At 55.1% G+C, this 16,242-nt stretch carries 10 protein-coding genes and 2 pseudogenes; 9 read left to right on the top strand and 3 right to left on the bottom strand.

Annotation, left to right across the window (positions count from 1 at the left end):
* Positions 1 to 303, bottom strand: a 303-nt coding sequence (locus AC1EK1_RS04960) for a DUF3575 domain-containing protein (RefSeq protein WP_480306993.1), incomplete at its 3' end; no start/stop codon positions are given.
* A 397-nt stretch (positions 304 to 700) separates the two neighbouring features.
* Here AC1EK1_RS04960 and AC1EK1_RS04955 point away from each other — a divergent pair.
* From AC1EK1_RS04955 to AC1EK1_RS04930, 6 genes and pseudogenes are all read left to right on the top strand, one after another.
* Positions 701 to 2,155, top strand: a pseudogene (locus AC1EK1_RS04955) (MFS transporter).
* Between the two features lie 53 nt (positions 2,156 to 2,208).
* Positions 2,209 to 3,360, top strand: a complete 1,152-nt coding sequence (locus AC1EK1_RS04950; protein WP_480307256.1) for a M20 aminoacylase family protein — start codon at positions 2,209 to 2,211, stop codon at positions 3,358 to 3,360.
* A gap of 279 nt (positions 3,361 to 3,639) precedes the next feature.
* Positions 3,640 to 4,141: pseudogene (locus AC1EK1_RS04945) on the top strand (transposase).
* A 761-nt stretch (positions 4,142 to 4,902) separates the two neighbouring features.
* The gene (locus AC1EK1_RS04940) at positions 4,903 to 5,280 is read left to right on the top strand and encodes a GtrA family protein (protein WP_480306694.1); all 378 of its coding nucleotides are present in this window, start codon (positions 4,903 to 4,905) and stop codon (positions 5,278 to 5,280) included.
* Between the two features lie 15 nt (positions 5,281 to 5,295).
* A complete protein-coding gene (locus AC1EK1_RS04935; RefSeq protein WP_480306692.1) occupies positions 5,296 to 6,270 on the top strand; it encodes a glycosyltransferase family 2 protein in 975 nt (324 codons plus the stop codon).
* 35 nt (positions 6,271 to 6,305) lie between these two features.
* The gene (locus AC1EK1_RS04930; protein ID WP_480306700.1) at positions 6,306 to 7,724 is read left to right on the top strand and encodes a CCA tRNA nucleotidyltransferase; all 1,419 of its coding nucleotides are present in this window, start codon (positions 6,306 to 6,308) and stop codon (positions 7,722 to 7,724) included.
* 33 nt (positions 7,725 to 7,757) lie between these two features.
* On the opposite strand, the gene AC1EK1_RS04925 is transcribed toward AC1EK1_RS04930, so the two are convergent.
* Complete coding sequence (locus tag AC1EK1_RS04925; protein WP_480306690.1) at positions 7,758 to 8,228, bottom strand: hypothetical protein; 471 nt, start codon at positions 8,226 to 8,228, stop codon at positions 7,758 to 7,760.
* Positions 8,229 to 8,276: 48 nt separating this feature from the next.
* Positions 8,277 to 9,149, bottom strand: coding sequence for a carboxylating nicotinate-nucleotide diphosphorylase (gene nadC, locus AC1EK1_RS04920; RefSeq protein ID WP_480306688.1), 873 nt, complete (start codon positions 9,147 to 9,149; stop codon positions 8,277 to 8,279).
* Between the two features lie 631 nt (positions 9,150 to 9,780).
* Between nadC and AC1EK1_RS04915 the strand changes: the two genes are divergently transcribed.
* From AC1EK1_RS04915 to AC1EK1_RS04905, 3 genes are all read left to right on the top strand, one after another.
* Positions 9,781 to 10,953, top strand: a complete 1,173-nt coding sequence (locus AC1EK1_RS04915; RefSeq protein WP_480306686.1) for a porin — start codon at positions 9,781 to 9,783, stop codon at positions 10,951 to 10,953.
* Between the two features lie 479 nt (positions 10,954 to 11,432).
* The gene (locus tag AC1EK1_RS04910) at positions 11,433 to 14,609 is read left to right on the top strand and encodes a SusC/RagA family TonB-linked outer membrane protein (protein WP_480306684.1); all 3,177 of its coding nucleotides are present in this window, start codon (positions 11,433 to 11,435) and stop codon (positions 14,607 to 14,609) included.
* Positions 14,610 to 14,616: 7 nt separating this feature from the next.
* Complete coding sequence (locus AC1EK1_RS04905) at positions 14,617 to 16,239, top strand: RagB/SusD family nutrient uptake outer membrane protein (RefSeq protein ID WP_480306682.1); 1,623 nt, start codon at positions 14,617 to 14,619, stop codon at positions 16,237 to 16,239.
* Positions 16,240 to 16,242: the final 3 nt, after the last annotated feature.

Here is a 16,242-nt window from a genome sequence, read left to right as displayed (position 1 = left end):
GCCATAGTGCCCGTGCAGACCGATGAAAGTGCCGTTGAACACCTCACAAAACCAGTAGCGCAGCTCCGGCTGTACCAGCCAGTGACGCACCTCGAGAGGCTTCTCGTACTTCCATAGGTTGCCACCACCGTACAGGTCCAGAGTCAACTTGGGACCCATCGCCACCTCGAGAGAGGCATTTGGCGATCCCATGACCCCCCAATGCAGGGCGTTTGTCTTCAGCGCAACACGCTGACCTTGAGCGCAGACCACAGTCACCAGTACCAGCGACAGTGCCAAGGCTATTCTTTTCAATTCTTTCATATTTTATATGCCTGTTTTTTTCGTATTCCAACATAGCACCTAAATAGATACCGATGACAAAGGTAGCATAAATTTGTAATATCAAACAAATGATAAATAGGGAGGTGTGTGAGAATAAATAAAATTGAGCTTGCACAACGGCCGATGAAATCGGGCTTCTGGGGGTTGTGGGCTATTTTGGTTAATTAAGAAATTGTGTACAAAAAGTGTGGTTGTGCGTTGCTTTTCTATTGCGGTTTGAAAAAAGTTCGCTCCATATATATAATGAGACTGTTGCGCTTAAGTCTGCGCCACATCCCGCAACTCTCCCATTGAGCTCTTATTGGGTAAATCGGAGAAAAAGCGTACTTTAGCCATCAGAAAGCGAGCTAATGCGCTTTCTCCTATTATATATAGTATGCAACAGACTTCCCCTACAACCTACCACGGCAACGACCGAGTCCTCTTTGGATTCATCTTTGGCTTGCTCTCCTTCTGGCTCTTTGCCATGACGCTCCTCAATATTCATGTGGATATGAATAAGGAGCTGGGACTATCCATCTCAACGCTTAGCTTTGCCGTGTCGGTCACCTCACTGGTGAGTGGACTCTTCATCGTGGTCTTCGGAGGCTTGGCGGACCGTCTCGGACGTGTCAAGCTCATTCGCTGGGGCTTCTACGCAGCTATCCTAGGAGCTCTACTGATTGCGCTGACGCCTGCTCAGAGCGTCCTGACAGCACCTATCCTTATCGTAGGTAGAGCCTTGCAAGGCGTCTCAGGAGCCTGCATCATGCCTGCCTCGCTAGCACTTCTCAACGTCTATTGGTCTGGCAAGGGGCGACAGCGTGCAGTCAGTCTCTAGAGTATGGGATCCTGGGGAGGCTCGAGCTTTGCGGCACTCTTCGGAGGCTTTATGATTAGCACCTTGGGATGGCGCGCCATCTTCTACGTTTGCGCCTTATTTGCGCTAGCAGGCCTACTGCTCATCAAGGGACTTCCCGAGAGCCGTGCCGAGCAACAAGAGTCAAAGCGATTTGACATCTTCGGCTTCGTCGCCTTCTTCATAGGTATCTTGTCGTTACAGCTATTCATCGCCAATGCGCCTATCTGGGGCTGGCTCAGTGTATCCTCCCTTGCTACCATCTCGGTATCGGTCATTGCGATCGTTGTCTTCATCAAGGTTGAGCTGGGACGTGAGGGAGCCTTTATGAACCTTGCCCTCTTTCGCAATAAGACCTTCACAGGAGCGACCATCTCAAACCTGATTCTCAACGCCACTGCGGGCGTTCTCGTCGTGTCGCTCAGCGTACTACAGCAAGGCGGTCTCATTGATTCCGCCACGGCTGGCTACCTGACCATCGGCTACGCTGTCTCCATCCTGCTCTTCATCCGTGTGGGGGAGAAGCTCCTCCAGCGCTTTGGTCCTCGCAAGCCGATGATCTGGGGCTGTATGCTGATCATCGTCTCAGTCCTCCTAATGTCTCAGACACAGCTCATCACAGGCATCTATATGATCCTGACAGGTGTGGCGTACGTCCTCTTTGGCACGGGGCTAGCTTTCTATGCGACACCCTCTACCGATGCAGCGCTCTCGAGCTTGCAACGAGACCTCTCGGGACAAGGCTCCGGCATCTACAAGATGGCCTCGTCTCTTGGCGCAGCCTTCGGACTAGCCATCTCACAAGCCATCTACAATGGCATCCAAGTATCGGGACAGCCTATCGAACTCCTGGGCAATTTCATCAACTTCGTGGGCCAGCAGGGCAATCTCAACTTCCGTCATGCAGCAATGGTGACGATGACCTTCAATATCGTCCTGCTCCTCCTCGCTATCCTCTCCATCGCCTTGACAATACCTAAGCAAAAGAAGTAGCCTAAGGCGTAGAGACAACTAATATATAGACACATATATAGACACACATGACTATGAAATCTAAGATAAGTGAAGCCATCTGCCGAGATATGGAGCAGTGGTTTGAGAGCTTTCACCAAGCTCCTGAGACAGCAATGCAAGAGTACGACACCTCCCGCATCATCGCCGAGAGGCTACGAGACTTTGGATACGAAGTGACTGAGGGTATCGGTAAGCTCGGCATCGTAGCTACGATGCAGCGTGGCGAGGGGACACGCTCCCTGGGGATCCGCGCAGAGTTTGATGCACTAGCTATACAGGAGAAAAACGACCTACCCTACCGCAGTCGCATCCCAGGGCACGCACACCTCTGTGGACACGATGGACATACGACGATGCTCCTCGGCGCTGCCAAGCAATTGGCCGAGAGTGGTCACTTCAATGGCAAACTTACGCTCATCTTCCAGCCCGGCGAAGAGACCATGCAGGGCGGTGCAGCGATGGTCGCCGATGGGCTCTTCGAGCGCTTCCCCGTAGACGCTGTCTATGCGATGCACAATCTGCCTGGTCTACCCCTCGGCACGCTACACTTCTGCGCAGGCGAGATGATGTCTGCCGTGGATAACTGGGAGATCAAGCTCATGGGACGTGGCTCTCACGGCTCAATGCCCGAGCTTAGTATCGACCCCGTCGTCGCAGGCGCCTCGCTCGTCTTAGCTCTGCAAAGCATCGTCTCACGCAATGTCTCCCCCTGGCATCACAGCGTAGTGACTATCGGTGCCTTCCTCGCTGGGGATACGGGAAATACGATCCCCGACAGTGCTACCCTCAGGCTCTCTATACGCAATATGGAGCCTAAGACACGCGTCCAGGTACTGGAGCGGATCCGCACCATCACACAGCACCAAGCCGAGAGCTATGGCTGTGCCTATGAGATCACTGAGGGGCAGCCTGGAGCTGTCCTGATCAATAGTGAGGAGGAGACACGCTACGCCGCCGAGGTGGCCCGCAAGACCTTTGGCGAGGAGCGAGTCGTCTACCCCAGCGCACGCTATATGAGTAGTGAGGACTTTGCTTTCATGCTTCAGAAGCAGCGGGGTTGCTACCTAATGATAGGTAATGGCGAAACCCCGATGGTGCACAACCCTAAGTTTATCTTCAACAAGCAACTTCTCCCGATCGGAGCCTCCTATTGGGTCGCCTTAGCCGAAGACTACCTCCGCTAGTAGTGCTCACTCAAAGGACAGAACTGGCGCATCGTTCCGATGAGGTCATCGACGGCACTATCAAGGAAATTGAGCAATTTCCTCGGGAGAAATTGAGATCAACGGAGATGTAAGAGTAGCTACAGAGCGAGCTATGACGCTGTATAACAATACTCTAACAGCATATTCCTCGACAGTTGTCAAATGCGACTGTTGCACGTCTAATCGGACTAATGTGTTGCATATCTCGCTGATTATTAGTGTCTTTGTGTTATATTAGACAGTCTTCTAGTTATCTCTATGAGCAAGATGAAACAGACCAAAGCCCCCTCCTTTGCTGACATTGCTGTTATTGATAGACGCAACAAGATGAGAAATCCCTTTTTGAGTCAAATCAATCAGCTGGTTGACTGGCGTCCCATCTCCAACTTGCTCAACAAACATTGCCTCAAGCAGGCGACCACACCGATGGGCGCTCCCAGCTATCCACCTCTCTTACTCTTCAATACTTCTAGAAACATGGTATGGGCTTTCCGACAGAGAGGTCGAAGAGCGCATCAACGACTCCATCTCGTGGAGTGACTTCCTAGAGCTAGACCTCACAAAAGCTGCTCCAGACCATAGTACGATATTTGCTTCTCTTCTGCGTAGGGAGTCCTTTTTTGATCTGCTTTGCGACCCCTGGCGGGGTCGTGGAAAGAGGGGCGGTGATTGCAGCCCCGGGGTCATCGGGGCTTTGCCCCTCGACACCCGGGCTATGAAGGAGGCACCCCTTGCGGGGTGCTGCGGTCCAAAACATTGACCCATTGGAGGACTCAATAAAATGAGACAAATGGTGAATCCCAAAACGAAAAATAGGTGCGATAAAAAGGGTCTGCCGACCCCGCCAGGGGTCGTGCTTTCATAGCCGGGTGGTCGAGGAGGGGCAAAGCCCCGACGATGACCCCCGGGAAAGGCGAATTTTCCCCAATCCTACGACCCCGCCGGGGGTCGCAAAACAGATCGGTAAAACCGGGTGAAAAAGAGGCGGTTTTTGGGCCAGAAAAGACCTTTTGGGGGACATTGATAATCAGGTGCTTATAAGGAGCGTTGAGTTTCACGGATAGACGCGAAACTTTTCACGGATAGAAGCGAAAGTTTTCACGGATAGAAGAAATGCCTTAGACGGATAGAAGAAAATTTGATCCCGTATTGCCGTCCCGATTTGGTCGATCTGTTTTGCGACCCTTGGCGGGGTCGGGGGAAGAGGGGGTCGGAGATTGGTGACCCGGGATCATCGGGGCTCCGCCCCTCGATACCCGGGCTATGAAGGAGGCACCCCTTGCGGGGTGCTGCAGACCTGACTTTGCCGTCCCGACTTTACCGACCCTAGCTTTGGCACCCCGACTTTGCCGACCTGGCTTTGGCAACTCTTTGGGTCTATCTGCTTGGCGACCCACGGGAGGGGCCATTGTGCACACGGGCTTGCCCTTATTCAGTTTGGGTAGCGTGATAAGAATAGGTAAGTTTGCGTACCTCTATGGATCCCTAAAGGCCCTTCGGCCGGATGACCGACAGATATAAATGTATTCGACCCCGACACAGCTCATAAAGTACGGTGCCGTGGGTGTCCTAAACACCCTCCTTACGGCAGTGACCATCTATATATGCCAGCAGTTGCTCCGCATGGATCCGATCCTGAGTAATATTATTGGCTACGCTGTGGGCTTGCTCAATAGCTTTGCACTCAATAGCCGGTGGACTTTTCGTACCACTATTGGGTGGCGTCGATTGCCCGGTTTTTTGCTCACCTTTGGGGTCTGCTACGCTCTCCAGCTGGTCGCACTGTTGATCATGCGTCGCCACAGCACCATCCCGCCCTATCCACAGCAATTGGTGGCAATGGCCCTCTATACGGGGCTCAATTTCCTGATGAATAAATACCTTGTCTTCCGGAAATAAACCATCGCACCGCCCATGTCCACGCTCACTGTCATCCTACCCTGCTACAACGAAGCACCCGTCCTCGGTGCGACGTACCACCGTCTGCGCACTGTCCTAGAGACCATGCATCGTGACGAGGGAGTGGAGGGGTACCTGCTCTTTGTCAACGACGGTAGTACAGATGAGACGGCAGGTCTCCTGAACCGTCTTTCCCGGCAAGACTCTACCACCCAAGTCCTACACCTGAGCCGCAACTTTGGTCATCAGGCCGCCCTCTCCGCCGGAATAGCTGTCTGCCGTACCGACTACGCCGTCGTGATGGATGCCGACCTCCAAGATCCTCCCGAGGTGATCCCCGATATGTGGCGACTCATGCAACAACATGGGGTGGATGTCGTGTATGGGGTCCGAAAGGAGCGAAAGGGGGACTCGGTTTTCAAAAAAGCGACCGCCAAACTCTTTTACCGGCTACTCCGCCGGCTCAGCGACTACCCCATCCCCACGGATACCGGTGACTTTAGGCTCATGCACCGCCGAGTCTTGGAAGCTTTTCATCAACTGCCGGAGCGCAACAAGTATATACGAGGGCTCATCAGTTGGATGGGATTCACGCAGATGCCCTACCACTACACCCGCTGCCCGCGTGAGGCCGGCACGACCAAGTACAGTCTCACTCGGATGGTCACCCTGGCACTCACGGCCATGCAGTACTTTTCGCACAAACCTCTGCGACTGGCTATGTCGCTTGGCTACAGCTCCGTACTTTTGGCAATGCTCTTGGGCTTGTGGGTCTTTTTGGGAAAGATCTTGGGCTTCACACATCCCGAGGCGGGATGGTCCTCCATCATCATCGTGATCACCTTTTTTGCCGGCATACAGCTCATCTGCCTGGGTGTCCTCAGTAGCTACGTCGCCGCTATATTCGACGAGGCCAAGCAACGCCCCGAGTACATCATAGCCCAGGCCATCAATATCGACGAAAACAAAGACAAAACGCAACAACAGTGACTGACCAAGAGATACTACAACCCCAGGTGGCCCTGATGCTCGAGCAGGCACTGGGTACCCACCTCCTACAGACCATCGCAGAGGCCGCAGACGGGCTCGGGCAGGAAGTCCGCATCGTTGGTGGCACCGTGCGAGACCTCATCCTCAATCGTCCTCTCGGTGACTACGACTTTGTCACCCGGGGGAGTGGCCCCGATCTTGCGGCCGCTATTGCTGAAAAACTAGGCAAGCGTGCTCACCTCACCATCTTCCGAAACTTTGGCACCGCCAGCATACACTACAATGGTGTGGAGCTGGAGTTTGTGGGAGCACGGCGCGAAAGCTACCACCCCGACAGCCGTAAGCCGATCGTGGAGGATGGTACCTTTGCCGAAGACGAAGCACGCCGAGACTTTACCATCAACGCCCTCTCCATCACCCTCAATGGCCCTATGGTCGGCACACTGCACGACCCATTTGGCGGGATTGAGGACCTGAACGAACGAATCATCCGAACTCCACTCGACCCCGACATCACCTTCTCCGACGACCCTCTGCGGATGATGCGTGCCGTGAGGTTTGCCGCTCAGCTGGACTTCCGGATAGCCGACGAAACCAAAGAGTCGATCCGCCGAAATGCCCACCGACTCTCCATTGTCAGCATGGAGCGGATCAGTGTCGAATTCACCAAGATCATCGATGCCCCGCTCCCCTCCATCGGGCTCGCACTCATGGACGAGTGCCGGCTGATGGACCAATACCTACCCGAGCTGTCCGCACTCAAGCAGACCGAAACAAAGGAGGGTATCGGGCACAAAAACAACTTTGTCCACACGATTATAGTAGTCGACAACGTCGCCAAACGATCCACCAAGACCGAACTAAGACTGGCGGCACTCTTTCACGACATCGGCAAGCCCATCACCAAGCAATTTACCAAGGGCGCCGGCTGGAGCTTTCACAACCACGACTACGTCGGCTACAAGCTCCTGCCCAAGATCTTTAGGCGAATCAAACTACCGCTTGACGAACGTCTCACCTACATACGCAAGCTCGTGCGTCTCCACATGCGCCCTGCACAACTGGCGGACGAAGGGGTCACCGACTCCGCTATACGACGGTTGCTCTTTGAGGCCGGTGACGATATTGATGACCTGATGCTCCTCTGCGAGAGTGACCTGACCAGCAAAAACCCACAGAAGGTCCGAAAGTACTTGGACAACTTTGCACTCGTGAGGCAGAAGCTGAAGGAGATCGAAGAAAAGGACCGCATCCGAAACTTCCAGCCCCCCATCAACGGTGATGAGATCATGCAGATCTACGCCCTAAAGCCTTGTGCGGCAGTGGGAGAGATCAAGGAGGCTATCAAGGACGCTATACTCGATGGCGCAATCCCCAACGAACGGGAGGCCGCCTACGATTACATGCTCGCTTGGGCAAAAGAGCACTTTGGCTTTAGCCCCCAATCGGAGTAAACCCCTCCATCGGGGTGGGGTATGCCGAGTGGCTTAGTGGTGGGTGGTGCGTGAAAACTGCAGGTGCCACTCCGCCTGCTGTCGACCGGTGGCCGGACCACTCTCGGAGCCGAAGCGGAGGTAGAGTGGGCAGAGCTGTTGGATCCTGAAAGTCTGCTTGTTGGAGCCGAAGAGAGGTGCGCCTGCACTCGGGGTGATCTCAAGCCGATCCTTGGAGAGGGTGTAGGTACCTATCGTGGTGGCTCGGGTACCGGATTGGTCGGCGGCAGCGGTGACACGATGGTCTCGGGTGAAAGTCCAGTAGGAGAGTCCGGCGGATTGGATCTCGCTAGCGGTGTACACTTTGGGGCTCCCATCCGGTGCCGGTCCCTGTAGTTTGTCGAGTACCCAGGTGTCCACGATGGAGGCATTGGCTCCGGGTTTGTTGCAGTCGCTGACCCCACTGACGCAGGCGGAAAGGAGTAGGGCGAGTGGGAGGAGTAGGTGTGCTGTGGCGTGTCTCATGTTTTTTTTGAGGAAAAAGTGGTTGGGGAAAATTCGGGCGGCTGAGGCTTACCTTTTGTCCTCTTTGTGCCCGATATTCATGCTCATGTCGAGTGCTGTGACCGAGTGGGTGAGTGCGCCTACGCTGATGTAGTCGATGCCACATGCGACCAAGGAGCGGATCCGGTCGGGGGTGATGTTGCCGGAGGCCTCGGTGCGTGCCCGCCCGGCGATGAGGCGGACTGCCTCTGCTACCTCGTTGTCGGGCATATTGTCCAGCATGATGAGGTCTGCCCCGGCACCGACTGCCTCTCGGACTTGGTCCAGGTTCTCCGTCTCGACCTCTATCTTGATCGACAAGGGGAGGTGACGGCGTGCCGCCTCCACTGCCGGGGTGATGCCACCGGCCATCCGGATGTGGTTGTCCTTGATGAGGCACATGTCGTAGAGCCCGTGGCGGTGGTTGGATCCCCCTCCGTGACGCACGGCGAGTTTGTCCGTGAAGCGGTGGCCGGGGGCGGTCTTTCGGGTGTCGAGTATCTTGGTGTGGGAGCCGACGCATAGGGTCACCAGTCGGTGTGTGGCGGTGGCGATGCCGCTCATCCTTTGGAGGAAGTTGAGCATCGTCCGTTCGGCGGCCAGCAGGATGCGGTATGGGCCGGTGATGGTGATGAGGTCTTGCCCTCGGGTGATGGGTGCTCCCTCATCGGCGAGTGGGACAAAGGTGCAGTCGCCCTCTGTGTCGATGGCCTCTAGGACCATGCGTGCCACCTCTGTGCCGGATAGGATGCCGTCTGCTTTGGCGGTAATGTAGGCTGTACAGGTGGCTTGTGCCGGTATGATAGCGCAGGTGGTGAGGTCTCTGTCCACACCGTCCTCCTCCAGTGCCAGGTGGATCAGGTCGCAGAGGAGCTTTTGGTCGTGGTGTGTCGGGTTGGTCATGTTGGTCCTGTTGATTATGGTGCGATCCGGGAGCGACAGAGTGTTCGGCTGTCGTCTCCTCGGCACAAAGTTAGTTTTTTGCACGCTATCCCCCAACTCAGCTTTCGACGTTGATTCGTTGTCCTTGGGGAGAGTAGGGGAGGGTATGTTGGCCCAAGGCTCCTCCTTCTCCTTGTCCTTTTGTCCTGTCGGGTGTGTGTCTCTCGCTTGGAGAGTGGTCTAAATCTCCTCAGCATAGGGGGAAAAGTCCTCTCTCTGTACTTCCAAACTATTTTTCCTGGTCGAAAAACAATAAACCACACAGTGATTTATTCAAATCACACAGTGGTTTGTTCAAATCACTTAGTGATTTATTGAAATCACATAGTGATTTTATCTTTTTCTTGGGAGATGAGCATCTTTTTCTCCGATCTGGCTGTTTTTTTCTTCCCCAAAAAGATGTTTATCAAAACTCTTGAAGCCACTAAGAAGTACCCGACCCGACCCCAATAGCTCCCCACGGGAAGAGGAGAGGATCGGGGAAAAGAGGGGGTAATGGGCGAATTTGGTACCTTTGTCGCTTTAGAATCGGCCCCCTCGGTTTTTTAGGGGCAGGACAAGCACACCTTATTTATATTAGGAATACAAGACAATGAATACAACCAAGCTCAGTCTAATGTTGGTTTTGGCATGGATGGCATCCGGTCTTTTGGCTCAGGCGCAAAAGGAGGAGACGCGACTCTTTGGGCGGCTCCTTGTGGATGGTGCCTTTTGGGATCGTGGTGCCGATGGCATGGCGCAGGGGGAGGTGTCACATGGTGTGCTGCTCCGAGATGTGCGACTGGGTGCCACCTCTGCCCATGGTCCGTGGAGGGCCAAGGTGGAGGCCGCTTTGACACACAATCGGCTGTCGCTTACGGATGTCTTTGTCTCCTACGATTTTGCCAAAAACCACAGTCTGAGGTTTGGCAATGCTTTGGTCCCATTTGGCCTACTCTCGATGTATGGGACACTGAACAAGGACTACATGGAGGATCCGCTCCCCAATGTCTTCCAACCCTATAGGCGCATCGGTATCACACACACGTACCACACCTCAGCTCTGTGGCTGCAGTATGGGCTCTTTGCGGATCGCATGGCTCTGCGTGGACCGGCGACGGGAGGCGTGGAGCCGGGCTGGATGGCCGGTGGTCGCCTGGTATGGCGCCCGATCGTGAGTGATGGCCTGAGTCTGCACGGTGGCGTGAGTGGGCTCTACGTCCGCCCGGAGTTGACCCCCGATCGCAATGCCCGGCAAGTAGCCTACCACAGTACCTACCTGACTGCTGTGGACGGTCGGAAAGCTCTCTCGCTCCTCCTGCCGGATGCTCAGCACGAGGCCAAGGGAACGGCCGAAGCACTCGTCCTGTACAAAAACCTTAAGCTCACCTCGCAGCTCTACTACTCAAATGTCTGGCGAAAAGACCACAAGTGCTACGCCACACACGGACTGTACGTCATAGGTGCGGCGCAGATCTTCAATCCCGGAAACTACGTCTACAACCGTGCCAAGTCCGGGGCAAACCTCCCCGGACCCAACAGTCTGGAGCTGACACTCGGGTATGGGTACCTCAATCTGCGTGACAAAAGGGGGCAAGAGTCGCCCCTTGTGGGTATGGAGCAGGTCGGAGTCATGCAGGACTTCACACTGGGGCTGAGCTACTACTGCACCAAGCAAGTCGCCATACGGGCCAACTACCACCACTTCCTGATCGACGCCGGAGCCACTGCCACCGCTCTCCGTCACCAAAATGTCCTACAAGCCCGGCTCCAGTACAGGTTCTAGTCCTCACGGGGAAGGCATTTCACCCGATCCCCTCCCCGACAAAAAGAAAGACCGGCACACCTCCGATACCGCAGGATCCACCTCGGTGTAGGCATGGCGACCTCTCGACCGACGACAGACCTCTCGGCGAGAGAGGCCTGCCGGTACACTCGATCGGCCTCGGTAGATAATCAAGCATAGTGACATAGGTAATGCTTTATTAGAAAATATGTGTTAGTGAAACCCCTGCTTTGTATGCTGTTTCGTGTAAATAGTCGTGATGTGTATGCCATTCAGTAAAATAATACCGAACTATCGGGGTAAATAATATATAATATTTTGTATATTTACCACCGATACAGCATGGGACCACCACTCTACCGGTCGATAGGCGACAGTGGCACAATCTCCGATAGGGGTGTGGTGGCACCGTGGGTGTTTTAGGTACAGACCGCACTAATGAGATCACATTTACTTTTATCTATTCGCAAAACAACAGTATGGAAGACAACAAACCCCGGAAAAGATCTTTTTTGTCCAAGAGGTACACGGCGCTACTGGCAGGGTTCTGTCTTTGGTTCGCCTGTCTCTGCACCACGTATGGTCAGGTACGAGTGACGGGCCTGGTGACCGATGGTTCGACCCGGGAGCCGCTGGCAGGGGTGACCGTACAGGTGGTAGGGACGAAGCAGGGCGCCATCACCGACATGGATGGTCGCTACGCGGTAGAGGTCCCCACACCGGATGGGGTCCTAAACTTTTCGTTCATCGGTTTTAGGAGCCAAAAGATCCGACTCAACGGTCGCCAAGTGCTGAACGTACAGATGACCGAAGACAATGCCCTCCTGAGCGAAGTGGTGGTGGTCGGCTACGGCACCCAAAAGCGAGCCAGCATCACCGGCGCTGTCTCCTCCATCAAGAGTGACGAGCTGATGAAAGCACCACAGGTGGGGCTGTCGAATGTGCTCGCCGGACGTGTCTCCGGTGTCACCATGCTGCAACGATCGGGGCGACCGGGCGGTGATGACGCCCATCTGCTGGTGCGCGGAGAGGGAGCCAAAGTGATTGTCGATGGGATCGAGCGGTCGTTCAACGAGATTGACCCCAACGAGATCGCCTCCATCTCAATCCTCAAGGATGCCACTTCGGCATCTATATATGGACTAAACGCCTCGGCGGTCATCCTGGTGACGACCAAAAAAGGACAAGAGGGAAAGCTCAATATCAGCTACAATGGCAGCTACGGCATCAGTCAAAACGCCAACAAGATTGCCTGGCTGGATGGACCGAGCTATGCCAAGTACCATAACCTCGCCACCGAACTGGATGGAGGGACCCCTATCTTTTCGGAAAAGATGATCTACAAGATGAGGAAAGGACTGGATGGCTGGGGCAACACCGACTGGTACGGAAAGGTGTTTGGCCTCGGACAAAACATGACCCACAACATCAATGCCTCCGGTGGGACCGACAAGATACAGTACTTTGCCTCACTGGGTGTTTTTGACCAAAAAGGAAATGTGGAGGGATTCAACTACAACCGGTACAACCTCCGGAGCAATGTCACCTCCCAGATCACAGATCGCCTCTCCCTGCAGCTCAATATCGCCGGACGACTGGACCAGCACTCCGCACCCAAATACTCGGCCAACCCCGGTGACAAGCTAAACATCCCAAAGCAAGCCGTCTGGGCGGTACCCTACCTGCCGATGCGGATGACGGATCCCACAGACGGACAGGAGTACTATGTCAGCACCCCCACTGCCTCGACACCGGTCTCACCTTTTGCGTCGATACGGGACTCGGGCTATACCACCTCTAGGATTGCCTCCTTTCAGAGCAACTTTATGCTCAAGTATGAGCTCCCCTGGATCGAGGGGCTGGCGGTCAAGTTCAGTGGCGCATACGACCGCTACTTCGGGTTCAACAAATCACTCCAAACACCCATAAAGACCCTTTTGGCCACGATCCCCAAGCCGGGTGCCGAGGCCATCAAGTACACACCACACTTGGACGCATCAGGCAATACCACACTCTCCGAGAGTGGTTCCGAGTCCGTTCGCTTCATCACTCAGACCGAGATCAACTACCGCCAAAGTTTTGGCAAGCACCATGTGACTGCCCTGGGACTCTTGGAGACAAGAGACAACACCAATCATTGGCTGGCAAATAGTGGGACGGGGCTGGACTTTCCGGAGCTGGACGAGCTGAACAAGGTGACCAACACGACCGGAAAGGGCGAAAAAGCCGAGCCCTACATCGGTGGCACGAGCGGACACCAGAGGATGATGGGCCTCGTGGCGAGGGTCAACTACGACTACGACAACCGCTACCTGCTCGAGCTCTCCTTGCGTCGCGATGGTAGCTACCTTTTTGCCAACTCAGGCAAGACTCGCTGGATCAACCTCCCCGCTGTGTCGGCCGGCTGGCGGATCGACCGCGAGAGCTGGTTCGACTGCCCCGCGATCAACCTACTCAAGCTACGCGGTGGTATCGGAAAGATAGCCACCTCCAATGTACGGGCCTTCTCGTACCTGAACCTCATGAATCTCTCCCCCAAGTCTGTGGTCATAGGCGACACGCCCAAAAGCTCCATGCGGGCCGGTACTTTGGGTAACCCCAACCTCAGCTGGGCCAAGACCATTACCTACAACGCCGGTGTGGAACTCAATGCCTGGGATGGACTTTTGGGGCTGGAGCTGGACCTCTTTTACAAGTACCAGTATGACCTGATCGGTAGTGTGAACGGTGCCTATCCTCCCTCAATGGGCGGTTACATGCACGAGCTGGCCAACCTCAACAAGGTGGACTACCGCGGTATGGACTTCACCCTGTCGCACAACAATAAGGTCGGTGACTTCCGATACGGTGTCAAGCTGATCGGGACACTCGCACTGAGGCGATGGCTCTACTATGCGGGCGAGCCCGACAACACCCCTGCGTACAAGAGGATCACCGGCTCCGAAGTCGGTGCCAGACTTGGGTTTACCTCGCTCGGGCTTTTCCAGAACCCCAGAGAGATCGCCCATTCAGCCACGATACCGGGCAAGGCTGTCCTCCCCGGATACATCAAGTACAAGGACCTCAATGGTGATGGCAAGATCACCACTCAGCAGGATCGGAGCTTCGTCGCCAAGCCCGAGTATCCGAGGTTCCAAGGCTCGGTCAACCTCTATGCAGAGTGGAGAGGACTCGACTTTGACCTACTGCTTCTTGGTGCTTTCGGACGATCTGTGGCACTTGCCGGGATGGCAGATGGCGGAGCCTTGCCGGACAACTACCTAGGCTACCACACCTCCTACACACAGCCATTCAGCCATGGCGGAAACTCTCCGCGCTTCTTGGTGGAAAACTCCTGGACCCCGGAAAACCGCAACGCCGACTTCCCGAGGCTGACAGTCACCCCCATCAGCACCAACAACGCCTATGCCTCCGACTACTGGTACCGAAACGGTGACTATGTCCGCATCAAGTCCTGTCAGATCGGCTACGCCATACCGACAGACCTGACCAACCTGCTGGGGATCAAAAAGCTGAGAATCTATCTGGATGGATCCAATCTTTTCACCTTTAGCCAGCTGATGAAATACAACATCGATCCCGAGCAGCCCGCAGTCAACAACGGCTACTATCCTCAGCAACGCACCATTTCACTAGGCCTTAACCTTTCGCTCTAAACAAGATATGAAACAGTCATCAACTACCACAATAGCACTCCTACTGGGGCTTTTCCTAGGGCTCTCCGCCTGCTCAGGTTGGATGGATCTCACCCCGTCGGACAACCCCACCGACAAGATGGTGTGGACCAAGGCTGAGTACGTGGATCTGTATGTCAATGGCTTTTACCCCTACATTCACGACTACGGGCAGTTTGGATCGGCTCAGTTTGCCGGCAATCTCACCGAAAGCCTGACCGACACCTACAAGTACGGCTCCTCTGCCATCAACCCCAAGGCCGGGCAAGCCAATATCTACGTCACCAATCCCTCCGCCATCACCTCGGCCGGTGCCCTCTATGGCATTTGGGACAACGCCTACCTGAGGATCCGAGAGCTCAATCAATTCTTGGCCTCCATGCGGCAGTACTCCGCCTTCCCCGCTGAGCGCAATGCCCTGTGGGAGGCACAGGTCCGCTTCTTCAGAGCCTTTATCTACGACCAGCTGGCCAGGCGGTACGGTGGAGTCATCCTCTATACCTCACTGGATCAGATGAAAAAAGAGACCCCACGTGCCACCGAAAAAGAGGTATGGGATCTGGTCGAGGCCGATCTGGACTTTGCGATCCAAAACCTACCCGAGGAGTGGCCCTCCGCTCAGGACAAAGGGCGGATCACCAAGACCATGGCGGCCGCCTACAAGTCTCGAGCCATGCTTTTTGCCCAGAGATGGCAGTCTGCATACGATGCGGCAGACTACGTCATTGCCTCCGGCAAGTATGGCCTCATGGATAGCTATGCCGATGCTTGGAGAGGCGCAAACAAGGAGGCCATCCTCGAGTACAGGTACGACCTAAACGGCCCCACTCACCTATTTGACCAAGACCACGCACCCAAGTGCGATGGCTATGAGCTGGGAGCACTGGGCACCCCCACTCAGGAGATGGTGGAGGAGTACGAGCTCGCAGATGGCTCTCGCATGGACTGGACCCCCTACCACAAAGCCAATGCCAACCGCCCCCCCTACGAAAAACTCGAACCACGATTCCACGCCACGGTCATCTATCCCGGATCCACCTGGAAAGGCAAAAAGATGGACAACTCCGTAGGTGGACAAAACGGTAGCTACATCGAGTACAAGTCTCGACCATTCAGCTACGGAGAGACGACCACAGGCTACTTCCTGAAAAAACTGGTCAACGAAAAACACCTGGACCTCAACGGTGTCAAGAGCACACAGCCATGGGTGGAGATCCGCTACGCCGAAGTCCTGCTCAACAAAGCTGAGGCCGCCATACACCTCTCCAGAGCCTCCGAAGCACGAGCACTCATCAACCAAGTCCGAGCCAGGGTACAGCTCCCACCCATCACCTCCTCCGACCGCCAGCTCCTCGAGGACTACCGACACGAGCGCAAAGTAGAGCTCGCCTACGAGGGACACCTCTTCTGGGATATGCGCCGATGGAGACTGGCGCACATCAAGTACGACCACTACCGCTGCCACGGATTCAGGATCGAGGGCGACCGATACACCTATGTGGATGTCGACCAGGCGGACCGAAAGTTCCCCGAGCGCCTATACCTCCTACCTATACCTAGCAGTGAGCTAAAAAGGAACGACCTCGTCAAGCAAAACCCTCTCTGGAACTAATGA

This window comes from Porphyromonas sp. C0026D3 (genome assembly GCF_056590775.1).
The sequence above is the reverse complement of the archived record's forward strand: the minus strand, read 5'-3'. Positions and strand labels throughout refer to the sequence as shown.

What these genes read in the sequence shown, in the direction of transcription:
- AC1EK1_RS04930 (WP_480306700.1), top strand. Translation starts at nt 6,306, where the DNA reads ATGCTCGAGCAGGCACTGGGTACCCACCTCCTACAGACCATCGCAGAG.
- AC1EK1_RS04925 (WP_480306690.1), bottom strand. Translation starts at nt 8,228, where the DNA reads ATGAGACACGCCACAGCACACCTACTCCTCCCACTCGCCCTACTCCTT.
- AC1EK1_RS04940 (WP_480306694.1), top strand. Translation starts at nt 4,903, where the DNA reads ATGTATTCGACCCCGACACAGCTCATAAAGTACGGTGCCGTGGGTGTC.
- AC1EK1_RS04915 (WP_480306686.1), top strand. Translation starts at nt 9,781, where the DNA reads ATGAATACAACCAAGCTCAGTCTAATGTTGGTTTTGGCATGGATGGCA.
- nadC (WP_480306688.1), bottom strand. Translation starts at nt 9,149, where the DNA reads ATGACCAACCCGACACACCACGACCAAAAGCTCCTCTGCGACCTGATC.
- AC1EK1_RS04935 (WP_480306692.1), top strand. Translation starts at nt 5,296, where the DNA reads ATGTCCACGCTCACTGTCATCCTACCCTGCTACAACGAAGCACCCGTC.
- AC1EK1_RS04910 (WP_480306684.1), top strand. Translation starts at nt 11,433, where the DNA reads ATGGAAGACAACAAACCCCGGAAAAGATCTTTTTTGTCCAAGAGGTAC.
- AC1EK1_RS04950 (WP_480307256.1), top strand. Translation starts at nt 2,209, where the DNA reads ATGAAATCTAAGATAAGTGAAGCCATCTGCCGAGATATGGAGCAGTGG.
- AC1EK1_RS04905 (WP_480306682.1), top strand. Translation starts at nt 14,617, where the DNA reads ATGAAACAGTCATCAACTACCACAATAGCACTCCTACTGGGGCTTTTC.